The sequence below is a fragment of the uncultured Gimesia sp. genome (genome assembly GCF_963972345.1).
In the GTDB taxonomy this organism is placed as follows: Bacteria; Planctomycetota; Planctomycetia; order Planctomycetales; family Planctomycetaceae; genus Gimesia.
Genome location: NZ_CAXAVM010000013.1, coordinates 17328 through 35181 on the forward strand (window position 1 = coordinate 17328; position 17854 = coordinate 35181).

Below are 17854 nucleotides of genomic sequence, written 5' to 3' on the forward strand. Positions count from 1 at the left end.
GGATTTTGATGAACCAGAACCGTCAACAGAACAACAATCATCCGATTATTGTTGGTGTGGGCGCGTCCGCCGGAGGCCTGGATGCATTCGGAATGCTGCTGGAGTCACTTGGTGATACACCAGATCTGGCTTTGGTCTACATCCAGCATCGCGAGCCAAACAGCAGACTGGTGCTGCCGGATCTCCTCAAGAAATATACTTCACTGGAAGTATCCGAACTGAAAGCCCGTACGAAACTGGAAGCAGGCCGACTCTATCTTTGTCCCCCGCAGGGACTGCTGGAAATCACAAATGGTTTTGTAAGCCTGGCAGCTGAGAAGACAGACACACATACCTCTCACACCATCGACCACTTTTTTCATTCGCTTGCCGACGATCAGGGGGAGCGTGCCGTAGGAATCATTCTCTCAGGAGCGGGCAGTGATGGCACCCTGGGACTAAAAGCCATCAGCGACAGTGGTGGTCTGACGTTTGCACAAGATCCCAGTTCGGCCAGGTACGACAGTATGCCGCGAAGTGCTGCCACAACGGGAGTGGCGGATCATACGCTTCCCCCTGCTGCCATCGCACGGGAACTGCTGCAATATGGACAGCATCTGCAAAAAGTGAACACCTCGGAAACTCAATCACGCATTCAGGATCAGATTGCGGATGCCATTCCCGATATCACGGCGACCCTGCTGAAAAAGACCAGTCATAATTTCCAGCACTACAAAATCAGTACGCTGACGCGGCGAATTCAGCGGCGAATGCAAATCTTGAAATGCAGTCAGGCCAATGATTATGTCGCTTACCTGCAGGAGAATGAAGAGGAAGCACAGACCTTATTTCGTGAACTGCTGATTGGAGTGACCGAGTTTTTTCGCGATCCCCAGGCATTTGAACGACTGGCCCGTGAAGTACTGCCCCGACTGTTTGAAAATCGCGACACCGACGATTGTGTGCGGATCTGGGTCGCAGGCTGCGCCAATGGCTCAGAAGCTTACACGCTGGCGATCTTGTGCCGCGAAGTCATGGACCAGTTAAAATCACCGCCGCAACTGCAGATCTTTGCCACAGACATTGATGAGCGCGCACTCCAGTTGGGACGCGCGGGCATCTATCCGGTGGGCATCGAAGAGCAGATTTCCCCCGAGCGTCTGAAACGGTTTTTTATCAGGCGGGGAAAACGCTATGAAGTCACCAGCGAAATCCGTGAACTGGTTCTGTTTTCGGTACATAATCTGATCAGTGATCCCCCCTTTTCGCGTCTGGACCTGATTTCGTGCCGTAACCTCCTCATTTACCTGGGACCGCATCTGCAGAAAAAACTCATCCCCCTGTTTCACTATTCCCTGCGGCCTTCCGGATATCTGTTTTTAGGTCCCAGTGAAAACATCACCTCTCACGGCGAATTATTTCGCACTGTCGACAGCAAATCCCGTATTTCACAACGAAAAGCGACCGCCGTAGGCTCGGGCATGTCTCTGCCTGAAATTCAGAACCGGTTACAGTTAAAATCCAGCGAGCAACGGGAGCCCGATGCCAAAGTTGATCTGCGGAATCTCAGGCAGCGGATTCTTCTGGATGAATTTGCGCCAAAATCCTGTGTGATCGATGAATCAGGACAAATCCTCAACGCCGATGCCGACATGGAGAAATACCTGACACTGGGCGAAGGAGATTTTCAGAACAACATCGTGAAAATGGCAGCCCGGGGATTACGTGTTGGCTTGCGTTCCGCCCTCAATGAATCCATCAAATCCCGCCGCAAGGTACAGCAGGAACATCTGACGATCCGAAAAGGAGATCTGATTCAGCAGGTGATGATAACCGTTCAGCCTCTGCCAAGTCTGGGTGAAGACGAAGGCCTGTTTATGGTGGTTTTTCATGACGTGGGTCTGCCGGTCAAAAGAGAGTCCGGTGAAGCGTCTTCCCCTGGATCTGTCCCGAATGCAGACCTGATCATCGCTCAGCTGGAACACGAATTACAGAACACTCGCGATGAGCTGGAAAAGTCGCTGCAGGAAATGGATGTGGCTCATGAGGAGTTGAAGTCGACGAACGAAGAACTGCTGTCGATGAATGAGGAGCTGCAGTCGACCAATGAAGAGCTGGAAACATCCAAGGAAGAAATTACCGCCGTCAGTAATTCCGTGGCGCGGACGAACAGCGATCTGGAAAACCTGCTGCGGAGCACGCAGATTGCCACCGTTTTTCTGGATGATGAGTTACTCATCCGCAGCTTTACACCTGCGATCACCGAAATTTATGGGCTCATCCAGACAGATATCGGCAGGCCACTGGAACGGTTTGTGCCCCTCGTCGAAGAAATGCCTCCCCTGCCCCATCCGCGTCAGCTGCAGCAGGGCAAACCTGTAGAACACACAGTCATCTCTGATTCCGGGAAAATCTTTATCCGCCGGGTACTGCCTTACCAGTCCCACTCGGGGGAGAATGAAGGAATCGTCGTTACGTTCATTGATGTTTCAGAGCTGCATAACAGCCAGGAGTTATTCCAGATCCTCATCGAAGCCTCGTCCCAGATTGTCTGGATGACTGATGCAACAGGCATGGTCGTCGATGACTCCCCCAGCTGGCGGAGCTTCACCGGGCAGACCTTCGAGGAATGGAAAGGCAAAGGCTGGCTGAATGTCGTGCACGAAGAGGATCAGCAGGCAACCATCCAGATCTGGCAGCAGGCGGTTTCGAATGTCGAGACGTTTTCCGTGGAATATCGACTCTGGCATCGGCAGGGAGAATGGCGTTGGGTCCACGCGCGGGGTGTGCCCCAGAAGAACCGCGATGGTTCAATCTTACGCTGGGTCGGAATGAATACCGATATCCACGAGCAAAAAGAAGCTCAGCGTGTCATCCTGGAATCCAGCCGTCAATTGCAACTGGGTGTCGAAATTGCGAATCTGGGATTGGCCCGTGTGGATTATACCGATGACAGGATTACGCTGACCCCCGAAGCGGCTGCCATCTATGGTCTGGGGTACGGAGAAATCTCGATCACCCGGGAAGAAATGCTCGACTTGTACCATCCGGAAGATCGAGAGCCTGCAGCGAAGCAGATTCAGGCATGTATTGAGGCATGCGGGGATGGCCGCTGCGATCTGGAACATCGGCTGATTTTACCTTCAGGGGAAATCCGCTGGATCAGCACCCGCAAGCAAATCTATTTTGATCGCAGTGTCGAGCCGGCAGTTCCCGTCTATGCGACGCAGGTCGCCCAGGATATTACGGTCAGCAAGCGGGAAGAATTGAATCTGTCCTTCCTGTCGGATCTACAGGCCCAATTAATCCCGCTGTCGAGCGTGGACGATCTGATGGATGTGGCCACCAGGGAAACAGCCGATTATCTCGGATTATTCCGCTGCCTGATTGTGGAGTTCGATGAAACTGCCGAATTTGCAGATATCCTGTTTGAGCATCATGACAAACCACTGCAGTCAATTGTAGGAAAACATCGCGTTCGCGATTTTCATACAGAAAAGGAAATACAAAAGCTGTTGGACGGCCAGCAATTCTCCCTCTCAGACACGCAACATCCGGAGCAGGAAAATCAGATCGCCGAAATATTCCAGTCGATCGGAGTAGGCGCTTATTGTAATTCAATCTACATCACTCCCAGGGGAATCAAATTTGCTGTTTCCGCATTGAAGAGTGAAGCATACCAGTGGCGTCCCGACGAATTAAACCTGTTGCAGGAAATCACCAATCGGCTCTGCGTCCGGATTGAACGGGCTCGGGCTGAAGCGGAACTGGCCGACCGGGAAGCCCATCTGCGACGTGTGATTAATAACCAGTTGGGACTCGTCGGCGTGATTGACCGGGAGGGCATCTTGCTGGAGGTCGACGAAGATTCCTTGAAGATTGCCGGTTTGACACGCCAGGATGTCATCGGTAAACATTTCGCGGAATGTGCCTGGTGGACTTACGATGCAGCCGTCTCGCAGAAGATGCGTGAATCAATGGCAAAAGGTTTTGCCGGCGAGGTCGTCCGCTACGATGTGCCCCTGTTCGCTGCCGGACTGGGTGGACCGGAACGCAGACTGATGATCGATTTCATGATTGCCCCCGTGTTTAATCAACAGGGCGAGGTCGAGTACCTGATTCCTTCTGGCGTTGATATCAGTGAACGTGTCGCCGTGGAAAACCTGCATAAAGAAACAGCGGCACGCCTGGAATCGATGTTCAATTCCGCCGTGGATGGAATGATTACCATTGATGCAGCAGGAAAGATGGATTCCATTAATCCAGCAGCCCGGGAGCTGTTTGGATATAACCTGGAGGAACTGCGCGGGCAGAATGTCAGGATGTTGATGCCCGAGCCCTGGCATTCCGCACATGATTCGTATCTCAAGGCATACCTGGCCACAGGAGATGCAAAAATCATAGGAAGTAAGCGAGAAGTCCGCGGGCTGCGCAAAGATGGCAGCACGTTTGCCATGGAACTGGCAGTGAGTGAAGCAGCATTGCGCGGCGAAATCATGTTTGTGGGAACGGTGCGTGATATCTCTGAGCGCAAACAACGGGAACAGAACCTGGCGTTCATTGATCAACTGCAGCAGTTGCTCAGTGGTCCCTTGAAAGTGGAAGCGATCATGCAGCAGACCTGTGCCAGCATCGCTGATTTCCTGGGCTTATCACGGTGCCTGCTGATCGAACTGGATAAAAAAACGGAGATCGCAAAAGTGGTCTACGAATATCATGAATCGAGTTTATCCAGTATCTCAGGCAGACATACCATCGTCAATTTCCTGGAAAAGGAAGAACGGCAGGCGTTCCTGGCAGGCCAGCCTGTTCAAATCGAAGACACGCAGAATCCACACAGAAGACAAAAAACAGCAAAGAACTTTGCCACGCTGAAAATTGGATCATTGCTCTCGATCCCGTTTATCAGTGAGAAACGATTGAAATTTGCATTTACCGTCAGTAAACAGGAACCCTCTCACTGGCAGACCGGGGAAATGGAACTGCTGCAGGAACTCGCGCCACGCATTTTAGTCCGTCTCGAACGGGCGCGTGTGGAAGAAGCATTACGGGAAAGCGAATCCCGCTTCCGGGACCTGGCTGATAACATGTCGCAGTTCGCATGGATGGCGGACGAAAAAGGCTATATTACCTGGTACAATCAACGCTGGTTTGAGTACACGGGTACCACACTGGAAGAGATGCAGGGCTGGGGTTGGATGAAAGTGCAGCACCCCGACCATGTGGATCGAGTCGTCAAGCGTGTCCAATATTCCTGGGATACCGGTGAAACCTGGGAAGACACCTTCCCCCTTCGCTCCCGCCACGGGGAATACCGCTGGTTCCTCTCCCGTGCCGTCCCGATTCGCGATACCGACGGCAACATTCTGAGATGGTTTGGTACCAATACCGATATCACCAGCACCCGGGAACAGGAACAGCGCATCCGTGCCAATGAAGCGCGACTGCGTCTGGCAATGCAGGCAGCAGATCTGTCAATCTGGCAATGGGATATCGTGAACGATCAGTTTTTCTGGTCGCACGACAGACACGAATTCTCAAACAGAGAACCAGAGGATTCGGCAGGCGGATTGCAACAGTTCCTGGATCTGATCCACAGGACTGACCGGCAGAATGTGGAAAGCCACCTGCGCAGCTGTCTCTCAGACGGAAAACCGTTTCGCTCGGAATTTCGCATCAGGCGAGCCAACGATGATTATGCCTGGGTGCTTTCCACCGCCCATCTGACGACCGGCCCGGCAGATAATTCCACTCTCATGGTGGGAGTCAATCTCGATATTACCGAGCGGAAAAAATCGGAACTGGCGATAAAACTGAGTGAAGAACGATTAAGAAATGCAGCGGAATCTGCAGGCTTCGGCATGCTGCATATCGATCTGGTGGAAGAAACCACATCCTACTCACCGGAAATGAAGCGCATGCTGGCACTGCCGGAAGACGCTGATAAAGACATCCCCTTTGGAGGAGTTCCGGACTGGATTCATCCCAGAGACCGCGGTGCCTACCAGAGACATCTACGGGAATCGGCCGTCCTTCCGGAAGGTCAGAATCAAAGCCTGGATCATCGCATCATCCGTCCGGATGGAGAGACACGCTGGGTGCGTCTGCATGCCCGGCCTGTTTATACAGGCAAAGGTTCTCGTCGAAAACCGACTCAGTTGATTGGCACACTGCTCGATATCACCAGTCAGCGACAGTTCGAGCAGTCACTCAAAGAAGCGCGGGAGATGGCCGAGGCAGCCAATGAATCCAAGAGTGCATTCCTGGCGAATATGAGCCATGAAATCCGCACACCGATGACCGCCATCATGGGTTATATTGATCTGATCGATGAACTGATCGACCATAAAATTGCCAGCACCTATCTGAATACGGTGCGCCGCAATGGTGATTTCCTGCTGGATATCATTAATGACATCCTGGATTTATCAAAGATTGAGGCGGGCAAACTGGATATCAACCGGGAACGCTTTTCTCCGCATCTGCTGCTGGAAGATGTCTGCTCCATCATGGATGTCAGGGCGGCTGAAAGCCGTCTGGACCTGGACATCTTCTATGAAGGAACCATCCCTGCTGAAATCGAATCAGATCCGAAACGGCTGAAACAGATACTGATTAACCTCGTCGGAAATGCGATCAAATTTACGATGCAGGGCAGCGTCAAAATCTTCGTTTCCTGCAATAACCGGATTTTGCAGTTTGTCATTGTCGATACCGGAATCGGTATCACAAAACGTCAGCAGAAACGATTATTTCATCCTTTTTCGCAGGGAGACCATACTGTCAATCGTGAGTTTGGCGGTACAGGTCTGGGACTGGCCATCAGCCAGCGTCTGGCCAATATGCTTGGTGGAGAAATCTGCGTAGAAAGTGCGAAAGGCAAAGGCAGCAGATTCACGGTGACCATCGCCACGGGTGACATTTCAAAAGTCCAGATGATTCAACCCCAGGCAACTGCCGAATCCAATGAACCACCGCCCGAGGAAGAAGCAATCACTCTCGACTGTCATGTGCTGGTAGTCGATGACCGGCGTGAAATTCGATTTCTCAGTAAACGCTTTCTCACACTCGCGGGTGCCAGCGTTACCGAGGCCGTAGATGGAGAACAGGCACTGACAATCGTTACCGAAACCATGCAGCAAGGCGAACAGTTCGATCTGATCCTGCTTGATATGCAGATGCCAAAACTGGACGGATATGAAACCGCCAGGCAACTTCGCAACCAGGGTTTTACCGGTCCGATCATTGCACTGACCGCCGATGCCATGCAGGGAGATATGAGCCGCTGCATTGAATGTGGCTGCAACGACTATTTAAGTAAACCCATCGACAAAAACCTGCTGCTCCAGACGATTCAGCGCTACGTCGGTTCTGATGCGGGTCTCGCATAGTTACTCGCGATTCCCGCTTTCATATCACGATGACGCTGTTCGATCGGCCTGTCATCACTGGGTCTGTCATCACTGGGCCTGCCGTCACTGGCTGAAAGGAATTCGATCAGGCAAAGAGTTCCTGAACTGCTTCCCCTTTGGCATCCTTCGTGACATAAAACGGGCGACCTTCGATATCGAATCCGGTTTGGGGGCTGATCCCCATGGCAGTCATGATCGTGGCGTGCAGATTTTCAATGGAGACGGGATTTTCAATTGCCATCAGCGGTCGTTCTTCGGCTGTTTTGCCGTAGACAAAGCCGCGTTTCATGCCACCGCCGAACATCACCACACTCGTTCCCCCGGTGAAATGACGATGCAGACCGTAATGCTTCATCTCGGAAACTTCATCCACCTTCTCGCGCGCCTGGTCCTTCGCATTGGATCCCGGCTGTCCTTCCATCAACGCATCCCGACTGAATTCTGAGGCGATAATCACCAGCGTCCGGTCGAGTAATCCGCGTTCTTCAAGATCGAGAATCAACTGGGTTATCGGTGCATCGATTTCTTTATGCATCCGATCCACCGTGGTATGCCCCTCGGCGTGCGTATCCCAATGCAGAAAAGGTACGTACTCTGTCGTGACTTCCACAAACCGGGCTCCCGATTCCACCAGTCGCCGCGCCAGCAGACAACCGCGTCCGAACCGACCAGTGTCATATTTCTGACGTTTCGCTTCCGGCTCCAGAGTAATGTCAAACGCATCCCGTTCCTGGGAACTGAGCAGGCGGTAAGCCTTGTCCATCGATCGCAACATCGATTCCTGCTGATAGTCACTCATCAGTTCGCGCTGCGGGCTTTTGTCAATCAAACGACGATACAGCTTGTTACGGTTAACGAACCGCTGTCCCGTCATGCCCTGCGGCGGACGCACCGAGCGGGCAGCCTCTTCAGGATAAGGCAGATTCAGCGGTCCGAATTCGCTGCCGAAAAAACCGGCCGTGGTGAAAGCCTTGAGTTCTTCACTCTCACCCACCCCTTCCAGTCGTTGGCCGATATTGATGAAGGCCGGCATGACCGGGTTACGGGGACCTGCCACCCGTGCCATCCACGATCCCAGATGCGGGGTTGCCACGGTCTGGGGCGGGACGTAACCGGTATGCCAGTGGTATTGATGGCGGGAATGCAGGATACTGCCGAGATCGGGTTGGACGGCGGAACGAATCAGAGTTGCGCGATCCATTACTGAGGCAATTCCTTCCAGCCCTTCACAAATCTGTAAACCATCGACGGCTGTCGGGATCGCGGGAAAGGTGCTCAGCATGTCGGCGACTTTGAGCCCCTGCTTGAACGGCAGATAGCGTTTCGGATCGAAGGTGTCCGGTGCCGCCATCCCTCCTGCCATCCACAGCAGTATGCAGCTGTCGGCGCTCGCCTGCGGATGTTTCACGGAACCGGGTTCACTGGCATTCAGCAAACGCGGCGTTCCCGCCATTAAAGCGGCAGCACCGGCGGCACTTAACTGCCTGAGAAATTCACGTCGGACAATTTGTGCGGGGGCCTCGGGATCGATTTCAAATGTCATCACTTGTTCTCACAGAGTTTGAAAATTGTTCTCTGGTGAATTCATTCAACCATTATACCACAGATCAGCGTATCAGAAAAAACTCGGGCAACATGCAGACCGACCACAACAGATCTTCCACATCAGCGGGCTGCGGTGAGTCGCCCAGAAGCTGACTCACCAGATCAGATTCTTCTGGCGTCGGTGGTCGCGACAGGGCATACAGAAACAGGTACTCCGTCAGACGTTGCGGATCACCGTCCGAATGCTCGATCAGTCGTTTCGCTCCCTCGGTAAAAGCTTCCGCCAGGGAGGCTTCATTGGAAAGATCAATCGCTTCCAGGGTCGTTAACTGGCTGGGACGCATTGAGACAATCTGCTCGCGCATCGGGCGCCCGAGAGACTTCATTAAAGGCGTATTTTTCAGGAGCGACGCGCGGATCATTGGCTGTTTTCCCGTTGCGACTTCAGCAAGTCGTTCTCGGACCTGGTCATCAACGATCTCAGTCCACTTGTCTGCCGGTTTCACTATTGTCACGGGTTTCCAGTTTTCTGAAATGCGACCCAGACGCCCTTTTCGCTCAGCAGGTACATCAGGGTTCCATTCCCATGATTCATTCGAAGCAATCCAATACTGTTGACCATTCTCCAGTTCGATCCGGGCCTCAAACAAGAAACCCGCCGGATTCGGTTTTGTTCCCCCATTTTGTATAACGGCAGTAATCTCATTAATGCCTGGCTTTAAAAACTTGTGCAGCGACAATTTTCGTATCTGTGCCAGATTCTGCCCCCGGTCGACTTCCTGCCCATTAATATACAGAACATGGGAATTATCACAGGTCAGAACCGCCCCCCCCCATTTGACTCCAGCAGACAGATCAATCATTCTCCTGACGACAATCGTTTCGTCGGGAGGTGGCGTTTCTTTAGCCGAATCGCCCCAGATCCACCTGGCATGGAGTTCAAGTTCCGGTACCTCTGCCTGCTCCACTTTTGTGCGAAAGATCGGGGCATCAAACTTGTCAGGCGCGGCTCCCGTCATCTGCCAGACGCCATCCAGAAACTGCTCTGCTGTCAGGCGCCGGGCACGAGGTCCCCGGTACAGGTAGTCTGAGCTTTCCGCTCCTTCCACGACTTCCACTTGAGACTGATATGCTTCCGAAGTGGCGATCAGTTCCAGGATCTGCTTCAAATTGTATTTTTGATCCCTTAACGACACAGCCAGGTAGTCCAGCAGATCCTCGTCCCAGGGCCTGGTCTGCATCGCATCCAGCGGATGGACGATGCCCCGTCCCAGTAGACGATGCCAGAGCCGATTCACAATCGTACGCGTAAATCGCCCATTATCCGGATGAGTCATCAGATCTGCCAGTCGCTGCAGGCGGATCTCACGTGAGGCGCTGGCATCGATCTTACCGAGTTCCGGAAAGAGCCAGCTGGCCTGTGCCGTCTTGCCGATGGGTTTGTCGCAGCGATGAATCTCCAGGTCGCGTTCCGCATAGATCGCCGCCAGTCCGTACGACTCTTCCAGTGTCCAGCGGTCAATAAAACTGTCGTGGCACGAAGCACATTTCAGATTGATCCCCAGAAACGCCTGCCCCAGGCTCTGGGCGAATTGAATCTCAACGGTCTGTCCTGCAGACACATTGCCGCGCCACTTGATCCCGTCTATGAACCCGCGACTGTCTTTCGAAGGGGGCGCAATTAATTCCTGGGTCAGCTGATCGAATGGTTTGTTGTATAACAGCGATTCATACAACCAGCCGGAAACCTGTTTTCGCCCGCCGGTAATGAAGCCCGTCCCGCTGTAATCGTTTCTCAACAGATCGTTAAAGAACGACAGCCAGTGATCAGCGTAAGCCGTATCATCTGCGAGTAACTCCCGGATTTTCAGCGTCCGTTTGTCAACAGAGCAGTCTGCCAGAAAGGCTTTCAACTCTTCCGGAGTGGGAAGCAACCCCACCAGGTCGAGATGCACCCGCCGCAGAAAAGTCGCATCATCTATGGGAGCAGGACGCGGCAGTTCATGCTGCGACAGATATCGATCGATCAGCCGGTCAATCGGATGGTTGCGACAGTCTTCAGCCAGCGGAAGATCAGGGCGACGCGGTTTCAAAGGTGGTTCGTAAGCAACAATGCCAAATGAATAACCGGCTTCCCAGGGCAGGTCTGCGGAGATCCACTGTTTGAGTGTCGCTACTTCTTTGGCTGAAAGACGCGGCTTGTCTCGGGGGGGCATCTGCATTTCTGGATCGCGGGACTGGACCAATTCGAGCACATAAGAAGCCTCGGGCTTCTGGGGATCGACAAAGCCGGATTCCAGCCACAATTTGCGGGTATTCAGGGAAAAGGAACCTTTCGCCTCGCGACCGCCGTGACATCCGGCGCAGTGTTTCTTCAGAATCGGTACGACCTCGTGAGCGAAGTCAACCGGGCTGGCGAGAACGAATGAGGTGACGTCGATCAGCAGGACAATCACAACAGGTATTATATAGCGTGATATCATGGGCGAGTCTGTTGCAGGATCGGAAATAGATGTTCGGCAAGGCCTTCACTATATCACACCTCAACCGGCAATCGCAAATTGCTTTTCGAGGTTCTCAAATGCGTTTCAGGCAGGCTCCCACAAAATCCGGAAGCAGGTTCAGGCGACTGACTAACATAGCAGCCTCATTTCCTGTCCGCACACGGAATGGCTGCGATCCCCCCATCCACCAGTCAGCGCAGACAAAATTATCATTTTTTCTGCATTTCCTGTGAACTTATATTAACTATCGGGAGATGCCTGTTGTACACTGGCCCCTTTCTCTGTCACAGTTTTTTAACAATATTTACGATAACAGAACAGCAGCCTGAGTTTCTCACGGCTGACATTGATGACATATGGCAACTGAGTGGTATTGCAAGCGGTCCGACGAAGAACTGGGGCCTTATACATTTCGTGAACTGGTGGAAATGATCCGCGAGGAACAGCTCGCTCCGGAAACGCAGGTGCGTCCTCACTACCTGGATGACTGGCAGCGAGCGGACTCGGTCGTCGGCCTGTACTACATGGCGCGGCGTGATCCTGATACCATCCCTGTCTCTGCCGGGATCAATGCAGAACCGCCCGGCGATACAGCCGACCTGGAAGACCTGGATGCGTTTCTGTCTGATTCTGTTGAGCCAGGCACTGATTCCGAGCCACGTACGGACCAGCCAGGCTGGTTACGACGTCTCCTCTCCTTACGAAACAGTAAAATCCCGCCGGTTCCCATCCATTCCGAACAGGAAGCCGGCATGTCCGCTTCTGCAACTGACTCGGTGCTGGCCGAAAACCCGAATCTTCCCCCAGGTGAAACCGCAGAGGAACAGTCTGACGAAGCCGAGACGGGGGCCTACTCTGACGAAGTCTGGAGCACGACCGTCAAGGCTGCCGTGGATCGGGTTGATGAGCGGGCTCCCCAACAGGAAGAGCTACCGCCGCCCCGCCAGAACGTACTGAATATCCGCTTCTCTTTTCTGTCCGGCGCGCTGGTGAAACGAGCCCTGTTTGTGTTGGTACTGATTCTGTGTGTCAGTGCGGGAACTGTGGGAGTTGTCAACTGGCTGGGAGAGGGGCAATTCTATTTTCCCTTTGTGGGCCCTGTTTCACCACTTCTATTCCTCTTATATACAAGCGGTGCGCTGCTGACGATTGCCATCATCACACCTCTGCTGTTTTTGATCTCAGCATCTTACCTGCGACTGGGATATAAACTGCTGACCGCCGGTGTCATGACCACAGCGGCCGCCTGGTTCCTGCTCAACTGGAAAGAACAGCACAATCAGATCTTTCCCTCGCGGGAACCGACCGAAGCCAAACTGTTGTTTCCCCTGATCGGAGAATGTTCTGAATTCTCCTACTGGATGTACTTTGCGGATGTCGTCATTTTTGTTGCAGTATTGACCTATCTAACGGCCTGGTTTCTGGAGTCTCGTGCTGATGAAGTCTAAGCGGATCATTTCAGATTCTAATACGAAGCGTGCAGCAGTCTCTCCGGCGGGTTTTACGATTATTGAACTGGTCGTCGCGACTGCCGTCATTGGTCTGCTGATCGGACTGACGCTGCCGGCAATTCAGACGGCCCGCAATTCAGCGCGGCAGTTACAATGCTTAAACAATATGCGAAATGTCGGTATCGCCTTGCTGCAGAACACGGACACGGCCCAGCGGTTTCCGGCATGTGGCTATTTCGGGGATGGCACACCAGCCACCTTTGGTCAGTATCGCAGTTGGGTCGTCGATCTGCTTCCCTACCTCGACCAGGCCCAGATCTATAACAACTGGGACTTTGAGAAATCCTGCAAGGACCCGGTCAACATCCCCCTCGCCGGTCAGCATATTCCCATCATTACCTGTCCCGATGATCTCAGTGTCACACCGGGACAGGGAAATCTCTCGTATGTGCTCAATGGTGGCATCGGATTCACAGCCCAGATCGGCGGCGTCCATAACTGTCCCGTGGATGGTCGTGGCAGGCGTCTAGACCTGAACGGCAATGGAATCATCTGCCATTCCTCTACCGCTGATGAAGGTGTTCCCTCCGACCGGGACCTCTTTTTTTACATGGGTCTCTTTTATAACGAGACCTGGAAAGGAGAAACCCGCGCGGATCGCCACTACACGATGGCTGGAATTACCGACGGAGCCTCCAACACCCTGTTGATTTCTGAAAATCTCCGCACGGGATATGACCCGGAAAGCTGGACTGCGAACTGGTCGTCGCCCAGCCCGTTTCTCACCAGTTTTTATATCGGCGATCCCTGCCTGAACGGTCGATGTACGACAGGCAACGTGGACTACAACCTCGCTAATTCGGGAACCTCTGCGATCAATGCCGGCATCAAACAAGCCGAAGGTAGAGCCCCCTTCCCCAGTTCACTGCATGCGGGGGGCGTCAACGTCGGTTATTGCGACGGACATTTTGCCTTCCTGTCAGAAAAGATTGACGGCAAAGTCTACGCGGCGCTCGCCAGCCCCCAGGGCCAGGCACTGGCGGGAACCCTGCTGGAACAATAACCATTTGAAAACCATTTGAAATAGTGACTTTTCTATGAATTTCTCTTCGTTTCCATCTGTCCGGTTTGAAGTCAACTACCGTACGCTCTGCTGCTGTTTCTACCCGATCCTGCTGCTGATCCTGACTGCTACCCCCACAGCGGCAGCCGACACAATAGACGAACAGTTTCAAAAACTGGACACCAATGCGGATGCAAGTCTGACGTTAGCAGAGTTCATGGAAGCCAAATCATTCAGCAAGCCGGAGTTGGCCCGACAGGCATTCACAGTAAGTGATTTTGACAGAAACGGGAAACTCACGCTGGCAGAATTCCAGACAGTCAACGGGATAACCACCCCAGCAAACCGGGGTGCCGTCCCTGACCCGGTTGCCCTGTTCGCTGAAGCTGCAAAACGCAAATGGACCGTCATTCAGAAAGCCGCGGATGCCAGCCAGGACGGACAGCTCTCACAGGCAGAATGGCCGACAGTCGAACTCAAACAACAGCTTCCTCCGCTGGCCGATCTCAAATTCGCAGTCTGGGATCAGGATCAGAACGGACAGGTCACCACCGAAGAGGCAGAACTCCTGCTCGACATTGCCTACGGTATGAAACACAGTGATGGCTCGCTCCTGCGGGCAGACAATGGCTGGGTCGTCTATCGTTCCTATCTGACCCGTACGGATAAAAACAACGATAACCAACTTTCAAAAGCAGAATACCTGCCTTCCATCCGCTGGCCCGAAGAAAAAGTACTCGCCCTGTTTGAGGAGCTGGATGTTGATCAGAACGATTCGCTGAGTGTTTCCGAACTGACAAAATCGACGACATCCTATATTGATGAAGTGACATTTTTTCTCAGGAGTGACAAAGACTTTGATGGCTTCCTCAGCAGAGAAGAACTGTTAAAGATCGGTTTAAACAGCGCCTCCGAAGCACGCTTGAATCATGCGTTCCCTGCGTTTGATCAAGATGGGGACGGCAAATTTTCGTTGAGTGAATTTCGACTGGCGCCGGTAGGCTGCTTTTATGTCACGCTGCGAATGTATAACCAGAAAGATCAGGACCACGACGCACGCCTTTCCTGGCAGGAATTTTATACGGAACCCGCCCCCCAGTTAATCGGACTGGTCTGGGAGCTGTTTACACGTTTTGACCGTGACAAGAGTGGCCAGCTGGAGTTGAATGAATACGAATTTCAGATCGACATGTCGCAGATCAAACCCGAACACGCTTTCACGGCGTATGATAAAAATAATGATGGTCAACTGACCTGGGAAGAGCATCTGCCACAGGTTGCCAGCGTGAAACCTCAGCTGGCTAAACGAAACTTCCAGGTTGTGGATTTTGATGGAAACGGGACACTCTCACTGCAGGAATATCAGACGTTGCCCGACCTGTTCGCCCCCCGGGATCGCGGAACGATACCTGACCCGTTCGCGGACCTGGCGCAAGCTGCGCACCGGGCATGGGAAAACATCCAACAGGCCGCCGATACGAACGCCGATGGTCAGATTACAAAAAACGAGTGGCCTGACTCTGCGCTACAGAAGCAGATTCCCTCTCTGGCAAAACTCGATTTTTCCAGCTGGGATGCCAACCGGGATGGTTTCGTCTCTTCTGCTGAAGCCAGCCTGCTGATCGATATTGCCTACGGCATGAAACACGTTGATGGTTTTCCCCTGCGAGCCTCCAATGGGAAGGTGCTCTATCGTTTTTATATCGAACGGACCGACAAAGATGGAGATCATCGACTCTCGCAGGCGGAATACCTGCCTTCCATCAGACTGCCTGCCGAACAGGTTCTGAAAAACTTTCAACAGATGGATGCCGACCAGGATGGGTTTTTGACCTACCGGGAAATGTCCACCGCTTCCTCAACGAATATTGACGAATTCAATTTATTTCTGAGTCGAGACCGTAACCTGGATGGTTTCCTGGATGCGGAAGAACTGGGAAAAATCAATTCCAATGACTCCACAAAAGGACGGCTGCCCCAGGGAATGGCAGAATTTGACGACAACAGCGATGGCAAGTTATCGCTGCGGGAATTCCGACTGGCCCCGATCGGCTCAAGCTATATCACTCTGCGGGTCTTTGACCGCGAAGAGCAGGAGCATGATGCGAGTCTTACCTGGCAGGAATTTTATGCCGAACCCTCACCCCAGCTGATCGGTATCGCCTGGGAAATGTTTCAGCGATATGACCGCAATCAGAATGGCCTGCTGGAGCCGGATGAATTTGAATTTCAGACCGATTTTTCGAAAATGAAACCCACAGCAGCCTTTGCTATGAATGACCTGGATCGGGACGGATCACTGACGGAAAAAGAATACCTCGCCAAAGTGGCTCCTGCCTCCACCGCAGCCGCGCGGCGCGACTTCCACCTTGTTGATTTTGATCAGAACGGCAAACTCTCGAAGCAAGAATATCGCGCCCTCCCCGATTTATTACCGATCGAGCAGAGAGGGCCTGTCCCCGATCCTGTCGCGGACCTGGCTGCAACAGCACAGCGGACCTGGCAGCAGATCTTCAAAACCGCCGATTCCAATTCCGACGGCCAGCTCACCTACTGGGAATGGCCCGACGATGAACTCGAACAAAAACTTCCTCCCCTGTCAAAAGTGGCATTCCGAGTATGGGATGCCGATCAGAACGGCAAAGTGAATCGCAAAGAAGCAGACAGACTGATCGAGATTGCTTATGGAATGCGGCACATCACCGGGGCACCGCTGCGGAGTTCGAATGGTCGCGTGATGTATCATTCCTATATTTCACATGCAGACAAGGATGGAGACCACCAGCTGTCAGTCAATGAATTCCTGCGTTCGATCCATAAGCCTCCACAGGAAGTCTTTACCATTTTTCGCGAACTGGATACGGACCAAAGCCAGAACCTGAGCTATCGGGAACTGGCAAAGTCACCGCTGTCTAATATTGATGAGCTGAAATTCTTTCAACGTAGCGATACCAGCCTGGATGGTCGCTTGAGTAAGGAAGAACTGGCAAAGGTCAACTCAAACGATTCCACAAAGGAACGAGTTCCCCAGGGGATGGCTGCCTTTGACAGCGACGGAGACGGCTATTTCTCACTGCAGGAATTCCGTCTGTCCCCCATGGGCTGTAACTATGTCACCATGCGCGTGTATGGCAGGCAGGATGAAGACCATGATGGTCAGATTTCCTGGGAAGAGTTTTACCTGGAAGAATCCCCTCCGCTCATCGGCCTGGCCTGGGAACTGTTTCAGAGATTTGATCGAAACCAAAATGGCTGGCTGGAATTCGAGGAAATTGAATTTCGCTACGACGCGACCAGAATCCCTGCAGATAAATACTTCACAGTCATCGACCTCGACCAGAATAAAGCGATCAGCTTCTCTGAAATCTTTTCCGAAGAAAAACCCGAGGAAAGCAATGTCGTCAAATCCCGCGACTACGAAATTCGTTATACGCAGGCAGACAGGCATTTTCAGCAAAGCGATCGGAATCAGGACCAGCTGCTGGACCGGGAAGAATACCAGCTGTTTCATCAGGCAGAACAGCAGGCGGCTGAACAACTACGTCGAGATAAAGGCCTGGCGCCGGCTGACAATATTACCTGGTTGTTCCCGCTGATCGTCTCTTTGAATGGAGTCCTGCTGCTGGGAGTGATCTCCTTCGTCGTCCGTCGTAAATTCAGCAGGTAAGCTGCGACATTCTGACTTTGTCTCTCACAGCGGTCCTGGAATAGCGTTCCTAAGTACAAGGAAGACCACCTCTTCCTGTCGGTCATTTTGTCCTAAATCCAGGTCGTTCAAAGGAAAGATCCCGCGCTTTCCTGGTCGCTGCCTGATCGCTGAGAAACCAGAAAGATCGCTCAGCGACCTCCCCCCTGGTTGCTTTCGAGACAGTCATACTGCGCCGGGCCTCTGCTGTTTTT

6 protein-coding genes are annotated in these 17854 nt (G+C 52.8%); 4 read left to right on the forward strand and 2 right to left on the reverse strand.

What is annotated here, in order from left to right:
• Positions 1-8 precede the first annotated feature (8 nt).
• Positions 9-7370, forward strand: a complete 7362-nt coding sequence (locus AACZ40_RS03825) for a PAS domain S-box protein (protein WP_291174612.1) — start codon at positions 9-11, stop codon at positions 7368-7370.
• Between the two features lie 106 nt (positions 7371-7476).
• On the opposite strand, the gene AACZ40_RS03830 is transcribed toward AACZ40_RS03825, so the two are convergent.
• On the reverse strand, positions 7477-8934 hold the full coding sequence (locus AACZ40_RS03830) for a DUF1501 domain-containing protein (protein ID WP_291174614.1): 1458 nt from the start codon (positions 8932-8934) through the stop codon (positions 7477-7479).
• Positions 8935-8998: 64 nt separating this feature from the next.
• Positions 8999-11419, reverse strand: a complete 2421-nt coding sequence (locus AACZ40_RS03835; protein ID WP_291174616.1) for a DUF1549 domain-containing protein — start codon at positions 11417-11419, stop codon at positions 8999-9001.
• A gap of 377 nt (positions 11420-11796) precedes the next feature.
• Here AACZ40_RS03835 and AACZ40_RS03840 point away from each other — a divergent pair, with 377 nt between their 5' ends.
• Genes AACZ40_RS03840 through AACZ40_RS03850 form a run of 3 tightly spaced genes read left to right on the forward strand, consistent with a single transcriptional unit; the run spans position 11797 to position 17621 of the window.
• Positions 11797-12888: a DUF4339 domain-containing protein gene (locus AACZ40_RS03840; protein WP_291174618.1), complete on the forward strand. Its 1092-nt coding sequence runs from the start codon at positions 11797-11799 to the stop codon at positions 12886-12888.
• The gene (locus tag AACZ40_RS03845; protein WP_291174620.1) at positions 12878-13954 is read left to right on the forward strand and encodes a DUF1559 domain-containing protein; all 1077 of its coding nucleotides are present in this window, start codon (positions 12878-12880) and stop codon (positions 13952-13954) included. The genes AACZ40_RS03840 and AACZ40_RS03845 overlap by 11 nt, the downstream gene beginning before the upstream one ends.
• A gap of 34 nt (positions 13955-13988) precedes the next feature.
• A complete protein-coding gene (locus tag AACZ40_RS03850) occupies positions 13989-17621 on the forward strand; it encodes an EF-hand domain-containing protein (RefSeq protein WP_339673346.1) in 3633 nt (1210 codons plus the stop codon).
• The last annotated feature ends 233 nt before the right edge of the window (positions 17622-17854 follow it).